The organism is Rubritalea marina DSM 17716 (assembly GCF_000378105.1).
Taxonomy (GTDB): Bacteria; Verrucomicrobiota; Verrucomicrobiia; order Verrucomicrobiales; family Akkermansiaceae; genus Rubritalea; species Rubritalea marina.
Genome location: NZ_KB899249.1, coordinates 64,726 through 88,745 on the forward strand (window position 1 = coordinate 64,726; position 24,020 = coordinate 88,745).

Consider the following 24,020-nt stretch of genomic DNA (forward strand, 5'->3'; position numbering starts at 1 on the left):
TTATCCTGGAATGGTTTTCAGTGAGTGGCTTGGGGTCGTGGTTGCCCGAGACCCTAGGATTTTGCTTTGAGCTTCTTGGAGAGTGCGACACAGCCGACGGTGGCCACGAGCAAGAGCACGGCGATAATTTGCAGTGGTAGGTTGTATTCGTTGAAGAGCTTGTGACCGATGAGGTTGACGTCAGGCAGCTTGCGGTCTGCAAGGTTTTCGGCAGCCATTGAGCTGCGAATCACCGAGTCAGCGGGGATGCTTGGGTCGAGTTGTTGCTCGCTCATTGCGAGCGACTCAGGAGTGATGGCTTGGAAGTTACCAAAGTCACTTGTTTGGAACACAGCGATCAACTGCAGCACGAGTAAGGTTGGGATGACGACGCCCGCTGCAATGGAGCTGGAGCTGAATTGCTTTTCTTCCTCTTTTTTGAGGTCTAGAAGCATGATGATGAAGAGGAATAGAACCATCACAGCGCCGGTGTATACGAGGATCTGCAAGATGCCGACGAAGTAGGCATTCAAGCCAACAAACAAGGCAGCTAATCCGATGAAGGAAACAATCATCGAGAGGGCGCTGGACACAGGGTTCTTGAGGGCGACAACACCGATGCCGCCACCAATCATGATGAGGGCGAAAAGGTAGAATAGTATGGTAGGCATTGTTTAGTGAATTGTTATGGGTGATTAGTTAATCGGTGCTAGCGGCTTTGGGCAGCCGGTTAGTGTGATGATTTGTTGGCTGAGCGCTAGAGGTAGTTGGTCGGCAAGGCTGAATTCTTTGGCGCCAGCAATGGTAGTAAGAATGTGTTGGGACACGCGCATGCGAAAAGCTCTGCCTGCTTTGTAGGCTTCGAACTCTTCAAATCTATTGATCTCACTTTCCATATCCAAACCAGCTCACCAGAGCTGCAAATTCATTTCTAATAACAACTATTTAATCTCATTCCACTTGTTGACGAGGCCGATGCGTTTGCCTCCGATTTCGTAGAGTTTCTGCTTGTCGTGGAGCAGTTCGGCACGTGAGGAACCGGTGATGGCGTAGTCTTTTCTGAGGTAGATAGCTTGTTCTGGGCAGACTTCTTCACACATGCCGCAGTAGATGCAGCGGGTCATGTCGATGTCGAATTCTTTAGGGCGCTTTTCTACTTTGGCCCATGGATCATCTGCTGGGATGTCGCCTGGGATGATTTTGATTGCTTTGGGAGGGCAGATGAATTCACAGAGTTGGCAGGAAACACAGCGTTCACGATCTTGTTCGTCAGTCACGAGTGCTGGAGCCCCGCGGTAGTGTTCAGGTAGTTGGTCGTCCCACTTTTGCTCTGGGTACTGCATGGTCAAGCCAAGTCCAGATGACTTGAGTGCCTCAGATCCGCGTGCTTTGCCAGTCATCGATTTGAAGGCATGCTTGAGTGTGACGGCAGCTCCTTTCGCCAGGGCAAAGAGGTAGAGCTTCTCGGAGGTGTTGAGCTCCGGGCGTTTGAGTTTTTTTACTTCGGCCATGGTGGTGTGTGCGTGTGGGGTGATGACTAAGCGTTTGCCTTGGGTTTTTTGTCAAAAGTCTTGGCGATGTAGAACATGAGGGCTGAGAAGATGATGGTGCCCAGGGCGAGTGCGCTGAGGGCGAGTGATTCCCCACGTTCTATCATGCTAGGTGCAGCCATGATGACTGCGGCAACGAGTACATTGATGAGAGCGAGTTCGAAGAAGACAACCCAACCAAGCTTCATGAGTTGGTCGTAGCGGAAGCGTGGAACGGTCCAGCGCACGAGGATGAAGAATAGGATGAAGAAGATGACTTTCCCAAGGAAGGCGGCGAGGTGGACGAGTCCAGCGTATGGCAGCCAGTTGCCCTGTGCATCTTGGAGAAGGGCATCGAGGCCAAAGCCCAGGGACCAGCCACCAAAGAATAATGTCACAATGAGTGCGGATCCGACGATCATGGCGGCATATTCACCGAGGAAGAAGAGCGCGAACTTCATGGAAGAATATTCGGTATGGTAGCCACCGACGAGTTCGGTTTCACACTCAGGAAGGTCGAATGGCATGCGGTTGGTTTCAGCAAAGATGGAGACGGTGAATATGAAGAACGAAAGCATTAGTGGGAACCAAAGGAAGTAGCCGATAGCACCACCGAACTGGCTTAGACCACATTGGAACCCGTCATCGAAGGTGAATGGAAGAAGCAACCAACCATGGTTCGCTTGCCAGGTGACGATGTCAGTTAGGTTAAGTTGGCCAAAAATCATCAGCACCGGAACGATCGAAAGGCCTAGAGAGATTTCGTAAGAGATCATTTGGGCACAGGAACGTACGCCACCGAAGAAGGAGTATTTGTTGTTGGATGACCAACCCGCAAAGGTGATTCCGTAGACAGAGAGTGAGGCGATGGCAAAGATGAAGAGTGGGCCAACTGCGATGTCGGCGATCACAAGTTTTTCACCCCAAAGTTCCGAGCCAAATGGGATCACACAAAGCGTGAGCAAGGCGGGCACCATGGTAAGGCCGGGAGCAATCCAGAAGAAGAATTTGTGCACGTGGGATGGGGTGAAGTCTTCTTTGAGAATAAACTTTAGACCATCGGCAAGCGGCTGAAGCAGGCCTTGCACCGGGAGGTCTTTCTTGCCACCAAAGAGGGTGAGAGGGATTCCGGTACGGTTGGGGCCTACGCGGTCTTGGATGACAGCAGCGAAGCGGCGTTCAGCGTATACTGAATAGGCGATGAGAGGTAGGGTGAGAACGAAGGTGAAGCCGACGATCTTGACCAGAATGATGAGGAGCTGGATGAGTATGGAGTCCATGAGAATGCAATTCTAGTTCGAGAGTTTAGCCGACAATCTCACCATTGTTGATGCGTTGTTTTTCAGCTTCGAGCAATGGGATAGTTTCGCCAGTGTCAATGAGTGGGAGCCCTTGGTCTCCAATCTTGGAGAAGGTGATGCCTTCGAATTCTTTGACGCTGGATGCGAGGAGCTTGAGTACATCTTCGATGATGAAGAGGTCATTCTGCTCGCCTGCGAGCTTGAGCGTGAGGTCACGGATGATCTCCCAGTCTTCGCGAGCGTTGCCTGGAGGTTGGAGGGCTTGATTGAGTCGCTGGAGGCGTCCTGTGACGTTGATCATGGAGCCCCGCTTTTCGGCGAAGGATGAAGATGGTAGTACGATGTCGCTGGCTTCGGCTGTATGGTTTGCAACAGCGGCTACACTGATGATGAGCTCGCATCCAGCAAGGTCGTCGTGGGTGAATTCAGCAGCTTCAAACACATCTTCTTGAAGGATGACGAGGGCCTTGATTTTACCATCTTGGAGTCCGTTTTTGATGGATATTAGACGGCCTGCGGAGCCTTCTGTCCCTAGAATCAGGTTGACCCCCTGGGTGTTGGGGTTGCGGTCGGCTGAGATGAGCTTGCCATCTGCTTGATCATCGCGTGCCACCGTGGCGATGGATTCGGTACCCAGGACTTGGGCGAGGGTTTTGGTGAGGAAGAGTTCTTCATTGGTCATGCGGGCGGACGCGATAATAGCAACTTCCGCAGCGTCGAATTGCTTGAGTGCTTCGGCACTGGCATCGAGGGCTTGGTTCCAAGCTGAAACTTCGTGCTTGCCGTCCGCCTTGACCATGGGGTCGGTGAGGCGATCGTTTCCTTGAAATTTGTGGAATGACAAGCGATGTGAGTCTGGCATCCACTCAGAATTCACCGCGTCATTGCGGCGTGGTGTGACACGGTAGACTTGGCTACCACGCGTCCAGATAGTGGTGTTGCATCCCGTGGCGCAATTGACATCGATTGATTTGGTTTCCTTGAGGAACCAAACACGCATCTGGAAGCGGAAGTCTTTTGAGGTCAGGGCTCCCACTGGACAGAGGTCGATGGTGTTCATCCCATAGTTAGAATCGAGCTTGCGGTCTGGGTGGCAGGTGAGCGTGGTGTGTGTGCCACGTTCGGTAAAGCCAAGGACTGCGTCATCAGCAACTTCATCCATGAAGCGGACACAGCGTGAGCACATCACACAGCGTTCATCGTCGAGGTTCACGCGCGGGCCAATATCAACATTTTTAGGCTTCTTGACCTTATCTTCGATGAAACGTGAGGTGCCACGTCCGTGCTCTACTGAGTATTCTTGGAGGGTGCATTCACCTGCTTGGTCACAAATCGGGCAATCGAGTGGGTGATTGATGAGAAGGAATTCCATGACTCCTTCACGGGTTTTCTCTACGAGCTCCCCTTGGGTGCGAATCCCCATGTTTTCAGCCACCGTGTTGGCGCAAGCGATGACTGGACGAGGCATCCATCCGATGTCCTGGTAGCCTTCGTTATTGTATTCGGGGTCTTGGCCAGGAGCTAGGCGCGGTGGCATACCCATCTGCACCATGCACATGCGGCAGTTGCCTGGAGAAGAAAGTTTCGGGTGGTAACAATAATGTGGAACTTCCGCTGCCGCTTGTTTGCACGCCTCAATCATGCGTGTGCCACGAGGCACTTGGATCCAGTGGCCATCGATTTGCACATTGACCAAGCCCTTTTCGGCAGCAAGGTCTTTGGGGAGTGTTTGGGTTTCAGTAGTCTCTGACATACGCAAGGTGGTTGGCTAGGAGTGGGGCAGGAAGGGGTTATAGCGGGTCTTGGCCGAAGTTGTTTGGGCCATCAGTGCCTTTGAGGCATCCATTCTCAATGAAGGCCCAGAGGGCGCCGACGACGGGGACGAAGGCGATGAGCACCCACCATGCAGACTTGTCTCTGTCATGCCATCGCTTGGCTTGAATTGCGATGGTGATCCACAAGACTGGGAGGTAGCATACCAACGCAATGATTGAGGCGGCCAGGGACTCTGAGCCAAAGACTAGGGATGTCACGAAGACGATGGCATAAAAAGCCAACATCGTAACAATGGAATAAGCCCAGTATGAGCTCCGGGATATTCTACCTTTGAAGCCGAACAAGATTTCATTGGGTGTGAGTTTCGCAGCTGATTCAGCTGGCAATTGGGTGTCGGTTGCTGGTGCGGTGTATGGGTTGTTGTCCATAGGATGAAGTGCGTTATTGAGTCAAAAACTCCTCACGTTGGAGTTGTTCTTTGCTGAGGTACTGGTTGTTCTCGGATGTTTCAGCTGTGAGTTCATCACGGAATTTGGCGATGATTGCTTCAACTGGCCATGAGGAAGCCTCGCCGAAAGCGCAGATGGTTTTGCCGTCGATTTGGTAGGCGACGTCTTCGAGGGTTTGGATATCCTCTGGCGCTGCCTCACCATTGACGATGCGGTCGGAAAGTTTCTTCATCCAGCCATTTCCCTCGCGGCACGGGGTGCATTGGCCACAGGATTCGTGGGCGTAGAAGTGATTGATATTGTTGAGCACCCAAGACATCTTTCGCGAGTCGTCTAGAACGATCACGCCACCCGATCCAGCCATAGAGCCGCATGCGGCGAGTGTGTCGAAGTCCATCTGAATGTCCCAAAAATCGAGGTCTTTGGCATCTTCACCACGTCCAATCTTGAAGGTTTCATCACAACGAAGAATCTTGGAGGAGGAACCACCGGGGATTACCGCTTTGAATTCTCGCCCATCTTTGGGGCCGCCGCAGATGTCGTAAAGAAGTTCACGCATGGTGAGAGTGCCAACTTGGACTTCGTAGTAGCCAGGCTTCTTCACATCGCCGGAGACACAGAGGATGCGAGTGCCGGTGTTGCGCTCGACGCCGAGCTTGGCATATGCGTCACTACCCATCTCGATGATGTGTTTGACATGGCAGAGTGATTCGACGTTGTTGACGATGGTTGGTGCCATGTAGAGGCCAAGGGCGGCAGGGAAGTAGGGTGGTTTGATCCGTGGGTACGGACGCTTGCCTTCGAGTGACTCGATGAGTCCGGTTTCTTCGCCGCAGATGTAGGCTGCTGCACCACGGTGGACGTAAATTTCGAGATCAAACCCGGTACCGAGAATGTTTTTGCCAACGAAGCCTTTTTCACGTGCTTCTTCAATTGCCGCTTCCATGGTCTCGGCCGCGGCAGGAAATTCCTCACGCATGTAGAGGTAGGCAGTGTGTGAGCCAACCGCGAAGGCGGAGATGACCATGCCTTCAATCAGCTGATGCGGGTCTTGGTGTACAATGTAGCGGTCCTTGAATGTGCCGGGTTCCGATTCATCACAGTTGCAGATGAGGTAGACCGGCTTGGTGTTGTTTGGTGGGATGAAGCCCCATTTGACACCGGTGGGGAAGCCAGCGCCTCCGCGACCTCGAAGGCCGGATTTTTTCACCTCATCGGTGATAGCACCGGGCTCCATTTTGACGGCTTTCTTGAGTTGTTCGTAGCCGCCATCCGCGATGTAGGTGGCAATGCTAGTGTCCCAGCCTTGGCGATCGATGTTCTTGAAAATCAAGCGATGTTCGCGTGGATGTGGTTCTTTACCTGGAAGGTATTGGATGTCTGCCATATGCTTGCTGGAGGGTGAGTGGTTATGCCTGATACTTGTCGATGAGTTCTTGAGCTTTGTCAGGCGTGACGCTTTCGTGGAAGTCGTCATTGACGAGGCAGACCGGGCCCGTGCCACAGGAGGCCAGGCACTCGGCAAATTCTACTGAATAATTCCCGCATGGCGAGACGACGATTGGCTGGTGGTGGGATAATTGTGTGCGGTCGATGTTGGTGATCTCACAGATTTTTTCCATCAATTCGTATGAGCCTTCCATGGCGCAGGAAAGTGTGCGGCAGATGCGGTAATGGAACTTTCCTGGAGCGCTCTGGCGAAAGCCTGGGTAAAAGGTGACGACCGAGAGAACTTTGATTTTTTCAATTTCCAGTTTGTTGGCAACCCAATCGATGGCTTCCTTTGAGATGAATCCAAAGTGGTGCTGGACGATGTGTAGCAATGGGAGCACGGCGGAGAGTTTGCTCACGGGGTAGTGCGTGATGCGTTCGTCTGCGAGTGCTTCGATTTCAGCGCTGGCTTCAAAAGGTTTGAAGTGCTGTGTGCCCGGAGTGGTGTCGGATGCTACAGCATGTTCTAGGATTTCATGAGACATGGGGTCTGCGGAGTGAGAATTGGAATGAAGTGCTTGGGTGATTTATCGGTCGCATTCACCCATCACAAAGTCGAGTGAACCGAGGATCGCTGGAACGTCCGATACCATGGTGCCTTTGAGTAGCTCAGGGCAGATGGAAAGGTTGATGAAGGACGGAGAGCGGATCTTGAGGCGGTGCGGAACGCCTCCTCCTTTGGAGTGGATGTAAAAACCCAGTTCGCCTTTCGGGTTTTCATGGCCAAAGTATACTTCACCCTTCGGGGCGTCGATGCCCTGTGTGGTGACAATAAAGTGGTGGATGAGTTCCTCCATCGACATCAACACGCGTTCCTTTTCTGGGAGCGTGCTTTTCGGATCGATGATGTTGATCGGTCCGTCTGGTAGCGAGACGATAGCCTGACGTAGGATGCGGATGGACTGGCGAATTTCCTCCAGTCGAATTTGGTAGCGAGCATAGCAATCTCCCTCATCTGCAATAGGAACATCAAAATCGTATTGTTCGTAGCCTAGGTATGGGTTGTCTTTGCGGAGGTCACGAGCAACTCCTGAGGCTCGAAGGTTGGGGCCGGTGAGGCCGTATGAGATCGCATCTTCCTTGCTGATGTGGCCGATGTCACACATGCGATTCATGAAAATCTTGTTCTTGTCTAGCAAGGTGGCGACTTCTTCCACAAGTGGTTCGCATTCGTCGAGGAAGGTGGTGAGTTGCTCAATGAAGCCGTCTGGGAGGTCGCGTGTTTGACCGCCGATGCGGGTGTAGGAAGTGGTGAAACGCGCGCCCGTGAGTTGCTCACAAAGGTTGTAGATCTTTTCTCTTTCGTTGAATGTGTAGAGGAAGACGGTCATGGCTCCTACATCCATGGCGCAGACCCCGACTCCTAACATGTGTGATGAAATGCGAGCGAGTTCGCAGGCGATGACTCGCACAGCTTGACCGCGTTCGGGTAGTTCCCAACCCATCAATTTTTCGACGGCGCAAGCGTAGGCGACATTATTTGCTAGTGGCGCGAGGTAGTCGAGGCGGTCAGTGTATGGGACGAACTGATTGTATTGCATGTTCTCCGCAATTTTTTCATCACCGCGGTGTAGGAAACCTACATCTGGTGTGGCCTTACTGATGACCTCTCCGTCGAGTTCGAGGATGAGGCGAAGCACTCCGTGGGTGGCTGGGTGTGATGGCCCCATGTTGAGTACCATCTTTTCGCCAAGCATGTCGTCAGCTTCTGCCTGGTGGTCTGCTACAGCCTGGACAGCGCGTGCTGCATTATCGGGTGCTTCGTAGTGGGTAGTTTGTTTTGTGGCCATAGAAGTGTGAGTGTCTAACCACATATTAGAAAAAAGGAAAAACTACAGTGTATCAAGGAGGATTATCAAAAAAGAAAGAGATCACCATGATAGTGATCTCTAAAGTGCGGGTAGCAATCTGAACTTGAGCAGATTAGCGGCGTGTGCAGCGGTGTCCTCAGGGCGTGAAGTCTAGCCTTTGAGTGACTCAACGGCCTTTGCCCAGTCGAGTTCTGCGCTGCCTGCTGTGCCGTTTGCGATGCGCTCACAGAAGTTGAGGTATGCTGCTACAGCGATGTCGTCTTGGGTGATCTTGGAGAGCACGACTTTCTTTGGTGTTTTTTTAGCGGCTGCCTTTTTTGTGGTTTTCTTTGCGCTTGTCTTTTTTGTCGCCTTTTTGGCGCTTGCCTTCTTAGCTACTGTTTTTTTAGCGGCTTTCTTTGCAGTCTTCTTGGCGGCTGTTTTTTTGGTAGTTGATTTTGCCATGATAGGGGTGTGTTGCTGTTCGGTATAATATAGTGAGTGTAGGCTCACACGGAGTTACGCAGCAGAGTCAATGCCAACTAACAAATTAGTCAACGAATTATCGGTTGATATTCTGTCACGCAAATTCGTGTGTCTGAGTTAGCTGTAGCTGAATTTGTTAGGTTTTTCAATCATTTCTATGATGGCGTCAAAGATTTTTATCTGATGGGTAATTATTACTTGAGGATTCTTCACTATGGGGTGTTATTGCGAGTGATGCGATTGAGACAATTATTACTGGCTGTGTGTGTGATGTCATCTGGTTCCCTGATGGCGGATGATGCGGCGCGCGAGATATTGGCGCGCACGCGATACGCGGCGACGATGCAAGATGATCAGAGTTTGCATGGTACGATGACTAAGAATGGGCTCCGCACACCGATTAGTTTGTATTTACGTCAGTCGGACATTCAATTTCGATATGAGGCTGCTGGGCAGGAGAAGCGTTTTCATATGCGTCTGGAAGATGATGATTTTTCCCTCTACCAGATTGTTGGTGATAAGGTGACTCCCTTTAGTGATGCTCAGATCTCGGAGCCTATCAACGGCACTGATTTTACTTATGAGGATTTATCCATGCGCTTTTTGTATTGGGATGATGCTTCGATCGAGGGGGATGAGAAGGTGAGTGGTCAGCTATGTACGAAGTTGCGCTTGATCAATCCGTCACAGACGAGTGGTCAGTACCGAATTGTTTATATCTGGGTACATAAGAAGTTTGGGAGCTTGATGAAGATGGTGGGTTATAATGCTGCAGGGAAGCCATTGAAGCAATTTCAGGTGACTGATGTGATGCAAGTAGGGAAGCAATACACGCTGCGCAAGATGCGTGTCGATAGCATCAGTCCAAAGACGAATAAGGCTACCGGGATCACCTATTTGGAATTCCAGAAAGAGAAGCGTAAGAAGAGCCGCTTCAGGAGGTAGCATCGGCTCATCCGCCACTGCTGCCTAGCTTGCAAGTTCTGCTGTTGGTGGATTGATGACGAGCAGATTCCTTAAGTGTGAATAAAAAAAGCGCCAAGCAGTGATGCTGGCGCTTTTGTGTTGAGATGGAATTCCTGATTAGGCGTTCGGGAGTTCGATGAAGCCTTCGAGCTTGCGGATACGAGTCGGGTGACGCATCTTACGCAGTGCTTTTGCTTCAATCTGACGGATTCGCTCACGAGTGACTTGGAATTGACGTCCGACTTCTTCGAGAGTGCGGCTGTACCCGTCTTTGAGGCCAAAGCGTTGTTCGAGGACTTCGCGTTCGCGGTCGGTGAGTGTGTCGAGTACGTCGATGATCTTCTCCTTCAGCATCGCGAAGCCTGCTTCTTCCATTGGGTTTTCAGCAGCTTTATCTTCGATGAAGTCACCGAATGAGGTGTCGTCCGAATCACCTACTGGCGCTTGGAGTGAGATCGGCTGTTGGGCCATCTTCAGGACTGCGCGGACACGCTCCACAGGTAGGTGGATTTCCTCTGCGATTTCGTCTGGGGTAGGTTCGCGACCATATTCTTGCACGAGTTGCTTCTGCACGCGCATGAGCTTATTGATCGTTTCGATCATGTGCACAGGAATACGGATGGTACGTGCTTGGTCGGCGATGGAGCGAGTGATCGCCTGACGAATCCACCAAGTTGCGTACGTTGAAAATTTGTAACCACGGCGGTATTCGAATTTTTCAACCGCTTTCATGAGGCCCATGTTGCCTTCCTGGATGAGGTCGAGGAAGGAAAGTCCACGGTTGGTGTACTTCTTGGCGATGGAGATAACGAGTCGGAGGTTGGCTTCGACCATTTCGGTTTTGGCTTTGTAGGCCATCTTCATCCAGTGGCGGAGATTTTTATTGTTCTCCATGAAGTCATCCGTGTTGTGCCAGGCGTGTTGCTGCGCTTCACGGATTTTAGTTTCAAATTCTTTGTCTTCCGGATGTGCTTGAAGCTTGCGGCTATATTTCCAGAATTTCTTTTGATAATCTTCAACAACTTCGCAGAAGTCTTCGACAATCTTTTGTTTGTAGAAGAAGCGGTTGTAGAGTTTTGCAATGATCGTAAGTTGGCTCTCGAGCTCGTCTCTGAGTTTGGTGACACCACGTGGGTTCTTCGCATTGAGCTTTCGGAAAATGTCGTCAGCTTCCTCGTGAACTTGGCGGAGTTGGTCGCAGAGTTTTGGAAGTGTCTTCATGTAGCGCTCGCGTGATTCGATTTTCTTATCGAGGATGACGCGGTCGAAGCGTTCCTTGCCACGCATGAGCTTGTCTGCAAGGTCGAGGTATGATTGAGACACGAAGCCGAAGCGGTGGAGGTACTGCTGCACGGTGATTTCAGCATCTTCGATACGCTTGGAGATCTCCACTTCCTGCTCACGTGTGAGAAGTGGGACTTGGCCCATTTGCTTGAGGTACATGCGTACCGGGTCATCGAGGATGTCGAGTTTTTGCTCTGGCTTGGAATCGGCTTCCTCGCCACCATTACGCTTCTTGTCGCGGTAGCGATCAACTTCAGAGGCGTCGATGATATCAAATTCCATCATGCGCAGGCGTTCGAGGATGGCCTCAACATCTGCGGGTTCGACGAGATCATTGGGGAGAATCTCATTGATGTCGTCGTAGGTGAGATATTCTTGCTCTTTGGCAAGCTTGATAAGCTCGCGCACCTTTTCCTGGATTTCAGGGGTGTCGATGCGGTTTTTTGGTGGCTTCTTGGACTTCTTCGCTTCGGCTTCTGCTTCGAGAAGTGCTTCAAGTTTAGATTTTTTAGGAGCAGCTTTTTTGGCGGCCTTTTTTGCAGGAGCAGCCTTTTTGCTTACTGTCTTTTTGGCAGCCTTTTTCGCAGGAGCTTTCTTGGCTACAGACTTTTTAGCTGCTTTTTTCGCAGGAGCCTTTTTTGCTACAGACTTTTTCGCGGCAGTTTTTTTAGCTGCGGTCTTTTTCGCGGTGGTTTTTTTTGCTGCAGTCTTCTTGGCTGCAACTTTTTTAGTTGCTGCTTTCTTGGCTGTTTTTTTCGCTACTTTCTTAGATGCCATGGTGAGCTTGTGGTGGCTATGTGTGATCGTTCGGAGCACAAATATAGCTATTGTAAGTTGTCAAGGCGCAGAGATGCGCGACAACTTTGAAAGTTGTGCCACGAATGTCGATTCGTCAAGGGATTTCCTGACGCTCCTAGCAAGGAAATCTCTGAGTGCTTGAGCGTCTGCGTGATTTGGATGTTAGAAAAAATCAATCACCCTGTCGGTTAGGGGATTATCGTTCTTTTACTCGTTCGACTTTGGCGCCGAGAGCGAGGAGTTTTTCATCGATATGCTCGTAGCCACGGTCAATGTGGTAGAGGCGGTTGATCTCAGTGGATCCCTCAGCATTCAGTGCTGCTAGCACGAGGGCTGCGGAGGCTCGTAGATCGGAGGCCATGACGGGGGCTGCTGAGAGCTTATCCGTGCCATCAATGACGGCTGTGCCATTGTCGACTTTCATGTTAGCTCCCATGCGGGACATTTCAGCACAGTGCATGAAGCGCTGAGGGAAGATGGTGTCTTCGATCACAGAGAGGCCTGGTGTGGTGGCGTAGAGCGCGGAGAATTGGGCCTGCATGTCTGTGGGGAATCCGGGATGAGGGGCTGTGACGATGCGAGCCCCTTTTGGAGTGCTCGCTGGTGCAACTTTCACCGAGCTTCCTTCTTCATTGAATTCGACGGAGTGTCCTGATTCGATGAGTTTTTCTGTGACTGGTTCGAGGTGTTCCTTGCAGATACGATTGATGGTGATGCCTTCGGGGCCAGCAGCCATGGCACCTGCTACCATGAATGTGCCAGCTTCGATACGGTCCGGGATGATGGTGTGTTCGGTGCCGTGGAGGCGTTCTACTCCTTCAATGGTGATGGTGCGGGTGCCGGCGCCTTGGATTTTTGCGCCCATGCTGATGAGGAAGTTGGCGAGGTCGACGACTTCTGGTTCAGCGGCTGCTGACTCGATCACGGTGGTTCCTTTGGCTAAGACGGCGGCCATCATGAGGTTGTCGGTGCCGAGCACGGTTGGGCCTTGCTTACCGCGCATGTCTACTTCGGTACCCACGAGTCCATTGGGAGTGGTCATGTTCATGTTGCCGCCTTCTAGGTCGATATCGGCGCCGATGGCGCGCAGTCCTTTGAGGTGGAGGTCCACTGGGCGGTCGCCGATCACGCAACCTCCGGGCAGGGAAACCATGGCTTGGCCGAGGCGTGCGAGTAATGGGCCCATCACACAGATGGAGGCTCGCATTTTGCGAACAAGTTCATAGGGGGCTTCGTGGGTGATGGTTTGTGCGCTGATGCGTACGGTGCCGCTGGAGCGCTCCACATGGGCTCCAAGAGCTGAGAGGATCTGGATCATGTAGTTGGTGTCCGAGACGTCGGGCACGCGGCGAATGATCACATCATCTTCTGTGAGTAGTGAGGCTGCAAGGATTGGGAGCGAGGCGTTTTTTGCGCCGGAGATGTTGATGGCGCCAGATAGGGTATTGCCACCGTGTACGATGAGTTTGTCCATGTGATCAGTCGGTTAAAGGGGTGTGTTCTGTAGAAGGGGCTTCTGGCTCTTGGGCTTCCTGCCATGTGGCCGTTGGAAAGCGTTGGATACCAGAGAGGTCTGAATAGGTGTGGATAGAGGAAAATCCAGCGCGATCAAGAAGTTGTTCTACTTCTTGATATTGGTGGATGCCAATTTCGAGAGCGATTTTCCCGTTCGGGTTAAGAAATTGTGGTGCTTGTTGGGTGAACTCTCTGAGGAGGTCGAGTCCGTCTTGTCCTGAATAGAGGGCGAGAGCTGGGTCGTAGTCGAGCTCAGCCTCTAGCGTTGGCTTGTCGCTGAGAGGCACGTAGGGGAGGTTGGCAACAATGAGGTCGTAGCGTTGGTCTGCCAATTGGCTGAAGCTATCGCTCTCGATCAAGTCGACGTTTTCGACACCTAGAAGTTGTTTATTTTTCTGGGTGAGTTCCAGTGCTTTGGTGGAAATGTCGGCACAGGTGATGTGTGACTTTGGGCCAAATTCTGCAGCGAGAGTGAGTCCAATCACGCCAGAGCCGGTTCCCATATCGAGAACGCGAGCGGGTGAGGCTGAGTGGAGCTCGCTGAGGACGATTTCACAGAGTTCTTCGGTTTCAGGGCGCGGGATGAGGGCTCGCGCGTCGGTATAAAACTCGCGTCGGTAAAACTCCACAGTTCCTAAGATATGCTGGAGTGGCTCACGTTGCCCGCGGCGTTTTAGCATATCGCGCAAGGGAGCAAGCTGTGCTTCATCGAGCGGTTGGTCAAAGCGAGTGTAGAGCTGGATTTTTGTGCACTCGAGCTGATGGCAGAGCAGGAGCTGCATGTCGCGGCGCGCGGTATCGACGCCTTTGGACTGCAGCCATTGGGTGCCAGAATCCAGTGTCTCTAGGATGGTTTTCAATTCGCTCGATCGCTGCGGTTAGGTTTAGTCGGGGATGGCTGGCTTACTCCATGCCCGCATCGGCGAGGCGGTGTTCCATTTCCTTCTTTTGAAGGTTCTCGGTAAACTCGTCAATCGCGCCGCTCAGGATACCTTCAATGTTGTGGGAGGTGAAGCCGATGCGATGGTCGGTGACGCGGGATTGAGGGAAGTTGTATGTGCGGATTTTTTCGGAGCGATCGCCAGATCCGATTAAGGACTTACGTTGAGCTGAGTATTTTTCTGCTTCTTCGCGCACCTTAGCTTCATAGAGTTTGGTGCGCATGATTTGGAGGCCGATCTCGCGGTTCTGAGTTTGGCTTCGGCCATCTTGACACTTCACTTGAAGTCCGGTGGGCAAGTGGGTGATTTGGACGCATGAATCGGTGGTGTTCACGTGCTGACCACCTGAGCCACCTGATCGAGTTGCTTGGATGTGGAGTTCTTCCTTTTTGAGTTCGAAATCGACTTCATCGGCTTCTGGCATGACGGCAACAGTGCAGGTGGAAGTGTGGATGCGGCCTTGAGTTTCCGTGGCAGGGACTCGCTGAACGCGGTGCACTCCTGATTCGTATTTCATGTAGCGGAATACTTCCTCTCCAGTAATCTTAAGGACAACTTCTTTGAATCCGCCGACTTCGGAGGGCGATGACTCGAGGTGCTCTACTTTCCAGCCGCGGCCTTCTGCATGACGTTCGTACATGCGCATGACTTCGCCTGCGAAGAGTGAGGCTTCATCGCCGCCAGCACCCGCACGGATTTCAATCAGGGCATCGCGGTCTTCATTGGCATCGCGTGGTAGGAGTGCGTATTGCACTTTTTCGGAAAGGTCTTCGATGCTTGCTTCGAGTTCTGGGATTTCCATTTCAGCGAGCTCGGCGATTTCAGGATCGTCTTCTTTGGCGAGTTCCTGATTTTCGGTGAGGTTGGTTTTTGCTGTTTGGAGCGTTTCCCACATTTCGAGTAACTCTTTGAGGCGTCGGTGCTCACGCATCGTCTCAGAAGCTTTTTTCTGATCCGAGAAGAGGTTCGGGTCCGTGATGAGAACTTCAACTTCGGCGAAGCGTTCGCGTCGTTTCTCGATGAGTGAGGCGTAATCCATGCGCAGAGAGTCTATTCAGATCTCGGGAGGTGCAAGTTTTTTTAGTCGCAGATTCTTTGTGTTTCGGCTTGCTGGGGGATTTCTGTGTCCGAATCGTTCTGGGTTCTGTATTGCCGACTGGTCTGCTTGTGTTAGTGTGGATTCATCTTTATGGCAGTCTCACAAAATACCATCGCCCTTGTCTTTGATTACGACCAAACCTTGAGCCCGAGCTTCATGCAGGACGATGTCCTTTTTCCAGAGTTTGGGATTCATCCAGCCTCGTTTTGGGATAAGTGCAATGCACTAGTTTCTGAGAATAAGTGGGATGGTGAATTAGCTTATTTGAAGTGCCTGTTAGACTACTTATCCATGGATGGGGTGTCGAACCAGCGGCTCAACGAGTTTGGTAAGAATTTGAGTTATTTTGAAGGAGTGCCTGAGATGTTTGATGAAATTCCCCGGAGTTGTCTGAAGGATGCGCACCTGGCTGTGGGGATTAAAATTGAATTCTATATTGTGTCGTCAGGTTTGAAGGCGTTACTGGATGGGAGTTCGATTGCGCCGCATTTTAAAGAAATTTATGGATGTGAGTATGGAGAGGACGGATCAGGGGTGATTAGTTTTCCGAAGCGAGTGATCTCGCACACGACCAAGACGCAGTATTTATTCCGAATCAATAAGGGGATGTTGAAGCATGGTGAAGATGTGAATGATCATATGCCCAAGCATCTGAGGCCAGTGCCCTTTTCGAATATGGTGTATGTGGGGGATGGGCCGACGGATGTGCCGTGTTTCACGGTGATGAAGCGTAATGGCGGGCACTCGATCGCCGTGTATAATCCAAAGGACGAAAGTCGTCGTAGCTTTCGAAAATGTTATCAATTGAGTAATAAGTCAGACCGGGTGAAGAACATTGCACCTGCGGATTATCGTGCGGGGAGTCATTTGCGGTTGATTTTAGAGCAAATGGTGACTGATATAGCGGATCGTATCCTGTTGCAGCAACAGGAGGAACGTGAGAGTGGCACCGTGGCGGCTCCCAGTTTTTAATCCGTTATAGAGATCAATGAGCATGAGTAAGAAGAAGTTTCACTTCGTAGGGGTGTGTGGCACAGCAATGGGTTCTGTGGCTGTGGCGATGCAAGAACGAGGGTACGAGGTGACTGGTTCAGACCAAAACGTGTACCCACCGATGTCGACCTTTCTTGCTGATAGTGGGGTGGCTGTGAGCTCTGGCTTCTCTGCTGATCATATACCTGAGGACACCGATGTGGTGGTGATTGGTAATGCCATGAGCCGAGGGAATGCAGAGGTGGAAGAGGTGCTTAATCGGAAGCTTCTCTATGTGTCTCTTCCTGAGGTGTTGAAGGAGCACTTCCTGAGAGGTAAGCGCAACCTCGTGGTGAGTGGGACCCACGGTAAGACGACAACCTCTGCGATTTTGGCTTGGTTGCTGGAGTCCGCTGGCACGAACCCAAGCCACATGATTGGAGGGATTCCCACCAACTTAGGCAAAGGCGCGCGTTTCACCGATTCTGAATTCACTGTACTCGAAGGGGACGAGTACGACACCGCTTTCTTTGATAAACGATCGAAGTTTTTGCATTATCTTCCAGAAGTGGTGGTGGTGAATAATATCGAGTTTGATCACGCTGACATCTACGATTCGATTGATGAGATTAAGCTGACTTTTCAGCGTTTACTCAATGTGGTTCCGAGCAATGGGGTGGCCTTTGTGAATGGAGATGATGCCAATTGTCTCGAGGTGGCGGCTAAAGCACCTGCTCCGATCCAAACGGTCGGTTTTGACGCATCTTGTGATGTGTGTATCGAGGATGTGGATTACCGTGGTGCGTGGAGTTCATTCACGGTTTATGGAGAGCAATTTAGTATCCCGATGTCCGGTGAGTTTAACGTCCGCAATGCGGCGATGGCGGTTTGTTCGGCCCGTTTTGTGGGGCTAAGTTCGGAGCAAATTCAATCTGGCCTTGAGCAGTTTGACGGCATTGCACGTCGCCAGCAACTTCGTGGTGAAGAAGCTGGGGTTAAGGTGGTGGATGATTTTGCCCACCACCCAACAGCAATCGATCTTGCGATCGACGCCTTGCGTCAGAAGTACAGTCCAGAACGTCTGTGGGTCGTCTTTGAGCCACGCTCGAATACGACTCGACGGAATATATTTCAGAAGGAACTAGCTCAGGCTTTGTGTCGCGCTGATCGTTCTGTCGTGGCAGGAGTGCCGAACCCGGAGAAGGTGGAGGAAGCAGACCGGCTGTCTCCAGAGCAACTTATTACTGATATCAATGAGCGCGGTGGCAGCGGATTTTTTCACGCAAATGTGGATACTATTGTGGAACAGGTGGCCAATGAAGCCCAGCCTGGGGATGTGGTTGCGGTTCTTAGCAACGGAGGCTTCGATGGGATCCACGATAAATTGCTGGCAGCTCTGTCAGCGACTGCTGTGGCCAGCGAATAGGCGAGCCGATGCGAGAGAAGATTCGAGAGTTTATCATGTACCTGAGTGTGGAGCGCGGCTTGTCTCGTGCCTATCAGAACTCGGTGCAGCAAAGCCTCGAATCACTGGCTGAGTGGGCTGAGGCTAGGCAGTCGGTATTGAAGGACCTGGGTACCGATGAGTTGGCGCAGTTTCTTGCTGCCCGGCGCGATGCATCATTGGCATCATCATCTCAGCGGATTTTGGTGGTCCATCTCAAGATTTTCTTCCGCTACCTTGTCTCCAAAAGGTCTGTGTTGGCAGATGTGGCAGAGCCATTGATCGCCCCCAAGACGCAGGGTAAGCTGCCTGAATCGGTTTCGATTGAGGTGATTCTCGGGATGTTGGAGTCGATCGATACCACGCAGCGCCTGGGTAAACGAGATAAGGCGATGCTTGAGTTGTTCTATGCCTCAGGCCTGCGTTTGTCTGAATTGTGCCAACTATGTCTTGAGCACTATGATGCGGAGAGCGCGTTATTACGTGTGACGGGCAAAGGAAATAAAACACGTTTGGTACCGGTGGGGGAATCAGCGCAATCTGCGTTGGCTCTCTACTTGACTGCTGAGCGTCCGAACTTGGTGAAAGCCAAGACGCGGTCACATATTTTTTTATCTGTGCGCGGAGGCTCTCTGAGTCCAGAGCGCGTGAGAGAGGTGGTGAAGCTGCGTGCTGCCGCCGCAGGAATTAAAGAAAATGTGTATCCGCACCTGTTGCGTCATTGCTTTGCCACACATTTGTTAGAGAATGGGGCGGACTTGCGAGTGATTCAGGAGATGCTTGGACATGCTGATATTTCGACGACTCAGATCTACACGCACGTTGACCAGCAGCGGCTGAAGTCCATCCACAAGAGCTTCCACCCTAGGGCTTAATTAAGCTAGGGTGCGCTACTGAAGTAGAGCTTGAAGCCCTCGAGAGTGTTTGCGGTGGCGACAGAGGCAAGGATGAGGCCCATGACGCGAGAGATGATGCTGGCTCCGCTGCTACCAATGACGCGGTGGATTTTGCTGGCGCCTAGCATGAGAATGAAGGCGATGGCAATCACCGCGAGGAGAGTGAGGGAAACTTGCGCCTGTTCGACGATGGTGAATTTTGCGTTCTCAGTCATCAAAACTGCGGCAAGCATGGCGCCGGGGCTGGCGATCGAAGGGGTGGCGATCGGGAAGATCGCAGTTTCTTTGAGGTCTTTGGTGAGCTTCACTTCCTGGTCTGGTTTGCTTTCTCCAAAGATCATGCTGAGAGCAAAGAGAAAGAGAATGATGCCACCTGCTATTTGGAACGCTGACAGGGGAATGTCCATCGCGGAGAGGATGGGTTCACCGGCTATCACAAAGAACAGAAGTATTCCCGCTGCTGAGAGTGAGGCGATCCCTGCGATTTTTTTCTTTTCCTTCTCCGTATGCGAGCTGGTGGCAGCAATGAAGACTGGTATGGTGCCGATCGGGTCGATGACGGCGAAAAAGAAAATGAAGGTGGAGACAAAATCGATCATGGGGGCTTGTGAAGCTATGAGGCTAGCCACCTGCAACAGGCGGGATAAAGACGAGTTCATCGCCTTCTTTGACTGGGGTGGCCCAGTCTGCAAAGTCGTCATTGATGGCAACCATCAATTGCTTTTGTTTGTGAGGGAATTGGTATTTCGCTTTGAGTTCCTCGTAGATGCCTGAGGGTGTGACTGATGATGTCTTCCATTCTTCGGCGTCTTTATTTGCGATTTCTTTGAGCTGAGCGAAGTAACGCACCTGGATAGATTTTTCGACTCTTGCGCCGCTGAGGTGAGCGCGGACTTCGAGTGCGTCAGCTGGGCTGTTGGCATTGTCGAGGGCGTGTGGTTGGTCGGGTTGCATAGATTGTGTTTTAATCTTGTGGTGAAGGATGTGGCGTGGGCAGGCATCGCCTTGATCTATCGCAGTGGCTATGGCTGGGCCGGCGCTCTGTCGATAGAGTGTGCAGAGTGGTTCGTGCTTTCCGTCGACTCTGCTGCTGAAGGCGCTGGCGTCGTAGGTCGCGTCGCTTCCCTTGAGCAATTGCTCCAAGTTCGTGCGTTCGAGGAGTGGGAGGTCGCATGCGATCACTAACCAATCGGCATTGGCGTCGTGCTCAAAGGCGCTGTGAATAGCGGCGAGGGGCCCCTGGCCTGGGTCGTTGATAGCGGGCACTCCATAATCGATCCCTGCTGGGTGGCTGAGGTAGACCTCATCACAGAGTTCTTCGAGTATGGCGTGTAGGCGTTGCCACTCAGGTAGTCCATCGCGGTAGGTGAGCTGCGCTTTATTGCTGCCCATACGCGAGGATTTGCCACCTACCAGGAGCAGGCCATTGAGTGCGTGAATCATTGGTGTTGATGATGCAGGGAATCTTAGCTTTCGGCAATGCTAGGCTCAAAGAAAAAAGCTCTGCCACCTCAGGGATGGCAGAGCTGAATGCTGAGCTAGGAATGGTGCTTGGTCGCACTAGCCGCCGCAGTGGCATGAGTCGCACTTCTCTGAAGGAGCTTTGCATGTGCCACAGCATGAGGCCTTAGAGGCGCAGCTGGCTAGAGCGAGTGCTCCTACGCCAAGGATGATGTGGGTAAGTTACTTCACAATATGAACAGGTGACTTGAGTGATGATGAAGGCACGGTGAACAGAAAAAAGCTTTGAGACTAATTTGGGGCCTCACTTTGCTTACACAGAATTGATGGATGTATATCAACTCTCAAATCACCACCTAGATAGTACAAAGAGCATCTATCACACTCGGTAAATTAATTTGTCCACTTAACTTTGAACTTGTTCTAGTTGTTGGTTTTGTTAGATGAGGTGTATGCAAATAAATGAGCAATGTAAAAAGTATCTCAAGTCTATGGTCATACTTAGCTTTGGAGGACTTGTTCATTCAGCTTCAGCTAGTACAGTATTATTTGGCGCTGGAGCTAATCAGTTTTCGATGGATTTTGTAGATGTACGTAACTCTGGCAATTCAGCAGACAGTTCGGGCTATGGAGCTGTAAATTACAAATATAAGATTAGCACCTATGAAGTGAGTGAGTCGATGATTAGTGTCTATAATGCCATTAGTGGGGAGCCTGCAATCACAATAGACTCTCGTGGTGATGATAGACCAGCGACAAGCGTTAGTTGGAATGAGGCTGCTCGATTCATTAACTGGCTAAACGTTAGTTCCGGTTACAGCGTAGCATATAAATTTACTTCGAACGGAGCGAATGACAATATAGCATTATGGGAGATTGGTGATGCTGGTTATGATGCAAGCAATTTGTATAGAAATAGTAATGCTCGCTTCTATTTACCTAGCGAGGATGAGTGGTACAAGGCTGCATATTATGATCCAAACCATGGCGGATCGGGTGTAGGAGGTTACTGGGACTATGCGACAGGTAGTGATGTAGCTCCTGTTGGTGTGACTAGTGGAACTGTTGCTGGCACCGCGGTATATGACAGCCAATCCGCTCCAGCAAACGTAAACGATGCAGGAGGTTTGAGTGCCTATGGAACAATGGCGCAGAATGGAAATGTGTATGAATGGAATGAATCCGCTCTTAATGCTCCGAATGATGCAGTTGCGGAATTCCGAGTGCGACGAGGAGGAGGTTGGGCCAACGACTCCATACCTTTAGATTCATCTACTCGACTTCTAAATTCACCGACCGATGAACAGGTTTTTATCGGTTTTCGTGTTGCGATGGTTCCAGAACCTACTTCAGCTTCTTTGCTGGGGATGGCAGCTTTGGGTGTTTCATTGCGCCGCAAGCGTCAATAAGGTTTTTCCTTATATTTGATCTTTTGCTGGCCGTGAATTATCTCTTTCTATAAGAGTTTAATGTTAGGTATATAGCAATAGAGATATTTTAAAAAGCTCTGCCATCTCAGGGATGGCAGAGCTGAATGCTGAGCTGGGAATGGTGTTTGGTCCCACTAGCCGCCGCAGTGGCATGAGTCGCACTTCTCTGAAGGAGCTTTGCATGTGCCGCAGCATGAGGCCTTAGAGGCGCAGCTGGCTAGAGCGAGTGCTCCTACGCCAAGGATGATGAGATATACTGATTTCATAACTCATGTATGATGCTTGAGGAGGTGAGTTTATTTCCAGAATAAAAGGAAACTTGCGATTTTCTACCTGTAGAGGCACAAAAAACGCCCACGCTGGTAGTCCAGTGTGGGCGTTTGAGAATAAAGAAAATATTCGACTTACTGGTAGGAGCGAACTGATGGCTTCACAAACTGGAAGTCGAGGTCTTCCTTGTGTAGTTCAGGCTTCTCACCGAAGCCTTTGTATTGCCATGCAGCGACGTAGGCGAACTCATCGTCGTGACGGAGTGCTTCACCTGCCTGAGTCTTGCCAGAGATAACCTCTGGTGATTCTTCAGTGAACTGGTGCTCACCACGGAAGTGGCCACCACAGGATTCTTCGCGGTTGAGTGCGTCGTGACAGAAGAGCTCTGCGAATTCGAAGTAGTCTGCAAGGCGAGCAGCCTTTTCGAGCTCCTGGTTCATTTCGTCGAGATCCCCAGGAATGCGCACATTCTTGTAGAACTCGTCGCGAATTTCAGGAATGCGTTTGAGCGCGATTTCAAGACCTTCTTTACGACGGTCCATACCGCAGTAGTCCCACATGATGTTACCGAGTTCACGGTGGAAGGAGTCAACAGAACGGTCACCTTTGATATTCAAGAGTTTCTCAAGTCTGTCTTCAACTTCCTTCTTCGCTTCGACGAATTCTGGGCGATCGGTGGTGACGGAACCAGGCTTTTGCGTGGCAAGGTAGTTCGCAATGGTGGTTGGGATGACGAAGTAACCATCAGCGAGGCCTTGCATCAATGCTGAGGCTCCGAGGCGGTTTGCGCCGTGATCGGAGAAGTTGGCTTCACCGAGTACGTGGAGTCCCGGAAGGTTGGACATGAGGTTGTAGTCCACCCAGAGTCCACCCATGGTGTAGTGCACCGCTGGGAAGATCATCATTGGCTGCTGGTATGGGTTCTCACCAGCGATTTTTTCATACATCTGGAAGAGGTTGCCATAGCGCGCGCGAACCAAATCTTCACCTAGGCGGTTGATTGCGTCTTTGAAGTCAAGGTAGACGCCTAGGCCAGTCGGGGCTACTCCGCGGCCTTCGTCACAGACTTCTTTGGCAGCACGGGAAGCGATATCACGTGGGCAAAGGTTTCCGAAGGATGGGTACTTGCGTTCGAGGAAGTAATCGCGATCGTCTTCAGCGATGTCAGAGGCTTTCTTCTTGCCGGCGCGAATTGCTTCCGCATCCTCTTTGGTTTTTGGAACCCAGATGCGTCCGTCGTTACGCAGTGACTCAGACATGAGGGTGAGCTTGGACTGATAGTCGCCACTCACAGGAATGCATGTTGGGTGAATCTGGGTGTAACATGGGTTGGCAAAGTACGCTCCTTTTTTGTGAGCCTTGAAGGCTGCCATCACGTTGCAACCCATCGCATTGGTGGAGAGGAAGAACACGTTGCCGTATCCGCCAGTAGCAAGACAGACAGCGTCTGCTGCGTGTGTGGTGACTTCACCTGTGACCATGTCGCGGACGACAATGCCTTTGGCGTGACCATCCACCATAACGAGCTCCATCATTTCAGTGCGTGGAAACATTTCCACACCACCTTTGGAGACTTCTTTGGAGAGTGCTTGGTAGCAACCGATAAGGAGCTGCTGGCCTGTCTGGCCACGAGCGTAGAAGGTACGTGATACTTGGGCGCCACCGAAGGAGCGGTTGTCGAGGAGACCGCCGTATTCACGGGCGAATGGCACACCTTGAGCAGTTGCTTGGTCGATGATGTTTGTGGAAACTTCAGCGAGGCGGTACACATTGGCTTCACGTGAACGGAAGTCGCCACCCTTGAGTGTGTCGTAGAAGAGACGGTACACAGAGTCGCCATCGTTCTGATAGTTCTTTGCAGCATTGATACCACCCTGCGCTGCAATGGAGTGCGCACGACGAGGGGAATCTTGGTAACAGAAGCACTTTACTTTGTAGCCGAGCTCGGAAAGCGTGGCTGCTGCAGCTCCACCTGCAAGACCAGAACCCACCATGATGACGGTGAATTTACGCTTGTTCGCAGGGTTGATGAGCTTGGAGTCCATCTTGTGCTTTGACCACTTTTGCTCAAGCGGACCATCAGGAATATTTGCGTCGATTGACATAATCTTAAATTGTGTGAGAGTTGAGGTGCGTTGAGAAA

At 51.4% G+C, this 24,020-nt stretch carries 22 protein-coding genes; 5 read left to right on the forward strand and 17 right to left on the reverse strand.

The genetic code is table 11. The annotated features are described in order from the left end of the window. Window positions 1-53: 53 nt before the first annotated feature. The 10 genes from F454_RS0102985 to F454_RS16565 all read right to left on the reverse strand — a co-directional run bounded on the left by F454_RS0102985 (window position 54) and on the right by F454_RS16565 (window position 8,780). A complete protein-coding gene (locus F454_RS0102985; RefSeq protein WP_018969137.1) occupies window positions 54-650 on the reverse strand; it encodes an NADH-quinone oxidoreductase subunit J family protein in 597 nt (198 codons plus the stop codon). Window positions 651-674: 24 nt separating this feature from the next. Next, window positions 675-875 (reverse strand): hypothetical protein, encoded by a 201-nt coding sequence (locus F454_RS0102990; protein WP_018969138.1) that lies wholly within the window; start codon window positions 873-875, stop codon window positions 675-677. Window positions 876-920: 45 nt separating this feature from the next. Next, a complete protein-coding gene (locus F454_RS0102995; RefSeq protein WP_018969139.1) occupies window positions 921-1,490 on the reverse strand; it encodes a NuoI/complex I 23 kDa subunit family protein in 570 nt (189 codons plus the stop codon). Between the two features lie 26 nt (window positions 1,491-1,516). Beyond that, the gene (locus F454_RS0103000) at window positions 1,517-2,788 is read right to left on the reverse strand and encodes a complex I subunit 1/NuoH family protein (protein WP_018969140.1); all 1,272 of its coding nucleotides are present in this window, start codon (window positions 2,786-2,788) and stop codon (window positions 1,517-1,519) included. A gap of 25 nt (window positions 2,789-2,813) precedes the next feature. Next, window positions 2,814-4,562, reverse strand: a complete 1,749-nt coding sequence (locus F454_RS0103005; RefSeq protein ID WP_018969141.1) for an NADH-quinone oxidoreductase subunit G — start codon at window positions 4,560-4,562, stop codon at window positions 2,814-2,816. Between the two features lie 37 nt (window positions 4,563-4,599). After that, a complete protein-coding gene (locus tag F454_RS0103010; protein WP_018969142.1) occupies window positions 4,600-5,013 on the reverse strand; it encodes a DUF805 domain-containing protein in 414 nt (137 codons plus the stop codon). A gap of 13 nt (window positions 5,014-5,026) precedes the next feature. Further along, window positions 5,027-6,421 (reverse strand): NADH-quinone oxidoreductase subunit NuoF, encoded by a 1,395-nt coding sequence (nuoF, locus tag F454_RS0103015; protein WP_018969143.1) that lies wholly within the window; start codon window positions 6,419-6,421, stop codon window positions 5,027-5,029. A 22-nt stretch (window positions 6,422-6,443) separates the two neighbouring features. Continuing rightward, a complete protein-coding gene (locus F454_RS0103020) occupies window positions 6,444-7,010 on the reverse strand; it encodes an NADH-quinone oxidoreductase subunit NuoE family protein (protein WP_018969144.1) in 567 nt (188 codons plus the stop codon). A 42-nt stretch (window positions 7,011-7,052) separates the two neighbouring features. Next, a complete protein-coding gene (gene nuoD / locus F454_RS0103025; RefSeq protein WP_018969145.1) occupies window positions 7,053-8,315 on the reverse strand; it encodes an NADH dehydrogenase (quinone) subunit D in 1,263 nt (420 codons plus the stop codon). Between the two features lie 171 nt (window positions 8,316-8,486). After that, window positions 8,487-8,780 (reverse strand): hypothetical protein, encoded by a 294-nt coding sequence (locus tag F454_RS16565; RefSeq protein WP_018969146.1) that lies wholly within the window; start codon window positions 8,778-8,780, stop codon window positions 8,487-8,489. A 291-nt stretch (window positions 8,781-9,071) separates the two neighbouring features. On the opposite strand from F454_RS16565, the gene F454_RS0103040 reads away from it, so the two are divergent. Continuing rightward, entirely contained in the window at window positions 9,072-9,746 is a 675-nt protein-coding gene (locus tag F454_RS0103040; RefSeq protein ID WP_026292669.1) for an outer membrane lipoprotein-sorting protein, read from the forward strand. 138 nt (window positions 9,747-9,884) lie between these two features. Here F454_RS0103040 and rpoD read toward each other — a convergent pair whose 3' ends face one another. From rpoD to prfA, 4 genes are all read right to left on the reverse strand, one after another. Further along, window positions 9,885-11,828 carry an RNA polymerase sigma factor RpoD gene (gene rpoD, locus F454_RS16730; RefSeq protein WP_051083278.1) on the reverse strand — a complete coding sequence of 648 codons (1,944 nt, stop codon included), beginning with the start codon at window positions 11,826-11,828 and terminating at the stop codon, window positions 9,885-9,887. A 217-nt stretch (window positions 11,829-12,045) separates the two neighbouring features. Continuing rightward, entirely contained in the window at window positions 12,046-13,323 is a 1,278-nt protein-coding gene (murA, locus tag F454_RS0103050; protein ID WP_018969149.1) for a UDP-N-acetylglucosamine 1-carboxyvinyltransferase, read from the reverse strand. Window positions 13,324-13,327: 4 nt separating this feature from the next. Continuing rightward, window positions 13,328-14,224 carry a peptide chain release factor N(5)-glutamine methyltransferase gene (gene prmC / locus F454_RS13960; protein ID WP_018969150.1) on the reverse strand — a complete coding sequence of 299 codons (897 nt, stop codon included), beginning with the start codon at window positions 14,222-14,224 and terminating at the stop codon, window positions 13,328-13,330. A 43-nt stretch (window positions 14,225-14,267) separates the two neighbouring features. Continuing rightward, window positions 14,268-15,344 (reverse strand): peptide chain release factor 1, encoded by a 1,077-nt coding sequence (gene prfA, locus F454_RS0103060; protein WP_018969151.1) that lies wholly within the window; start codon window positions 15,342-15,344, stop codon window positions 14,268-14,270. 150 nt (window positions 15,345-15,494) lie between these two features. Here prfA and F454_RS0103065 point away from each other — a divergent pair, with 150 nt between their 5' ends. Genes F454_RS0103065 through F454_RS0103075 form a run of 3 tightly spaced genes read left to right on the forward strand, consistent with a single transcriptional unit; the run spans window position 15,495 to window position 18,695 of the window. Then, window positions 15,495-16,376, forward strand: coding sequence for an HAD family hydrolase (locus F454_RS0103065; protein ID WP_018969152.1), 882 nt, complete (start codon window positions 15,495-15,497; stop codon window positions 16,374-16,376). A gap of 22 nt (window positions 16,377-16,398) precedes the next feature. After that, the gene (gene mpl, locus F454_RS0103070; protein WP_156817106.1) at window positions 16,399-17,802 is read left to right on the forward strand and encodes a UDP-N-acetylmuramate:L-alanyl-gamma-D-glutamyl-meso-diaminopimelate ligase; all 1,404 of its coding nucleotides are present in this window, start codon (window positions 16,399-16,401) and stop codon (window positions 17,800-17,802) included. A gap of 8 nt (window positions 17,803-17,810) precedes the next feature. Further along, window positions 17,811-18,695 (forward strand): tyrosine recombinase, encoded by an 885-nt coding sequence (locus F454_RS0103075; RefSeq protein ID WP_018969154.1) that lies wholly within the window; start codon window positions 17,811-17,813, stop codon window positions 18,693-18,695. A gap of 5 nt (window positions 18,696-18,700) precedes the next feature. On the opposite strand, the gene F454_RS0103080 is transcribed toward F454_RS0103075, so the two are convergent. Further along, the gene (locus F454_RS0103080) at window positions 18,701-19,315 is read right to left on the reverse strand and encodes a MarC family protein (RefSeq protein ID WP_018969155.1); all 615 of its coding nucleotides are present in this window, start codon (window positions 19,313-19,315) and stop codon (window positions 18,701-18,703) included. Window positions 19,316-19,337: 22 nt separating this feature from the next. Further along, window positions 19,338-20,159, reverse strand: coding sequence for an NTP transferase domain-containing protein (locus tag F454_RS0103085; protein WP_018969156.1), 822 nt, complete (start codon window positions 20,157-20,159; stop codon window positions 19,338-19,340). A 509-nt stretch (window positions 20,160-20,668) separates the two neighbouring features. Between F454_RS0103085 and F454_RS0103095 the strand changes: the two genes are divergently transcribed. Further along, window positions 20,669-21,586: an SUMF1/EgtB/PvdO family nonheme iron enzyme gene (locus F454_RS0103095; protein WP_018969158.1), complete on the forward strand. Its 918-nt coding sequence runs from the start codon at window positions 20,669-20,671 to the stop codon at window positions 21,584-21,586. Between the two features lie 425 nt (window positions 21,587-22,011). On the opposite strand, the gene F454_RS0103100 is transcribed toward F454_RS0103095, so the two are convergent. Next, window positions 22,012-23,982, reverse strand: coding sequence for a fumarate reductase/succinate dehydrogenase flavoprotein subunit (locus tag F454_RS0103100; RefSeq protein ID WP_018969159.1), 1,971 nt, complete (start codon window positions 23,980-23,982; stop codon window positions 22,012-22,014). Window positions 23,983-24,020 lie beyond the last annotated feature (38 nt).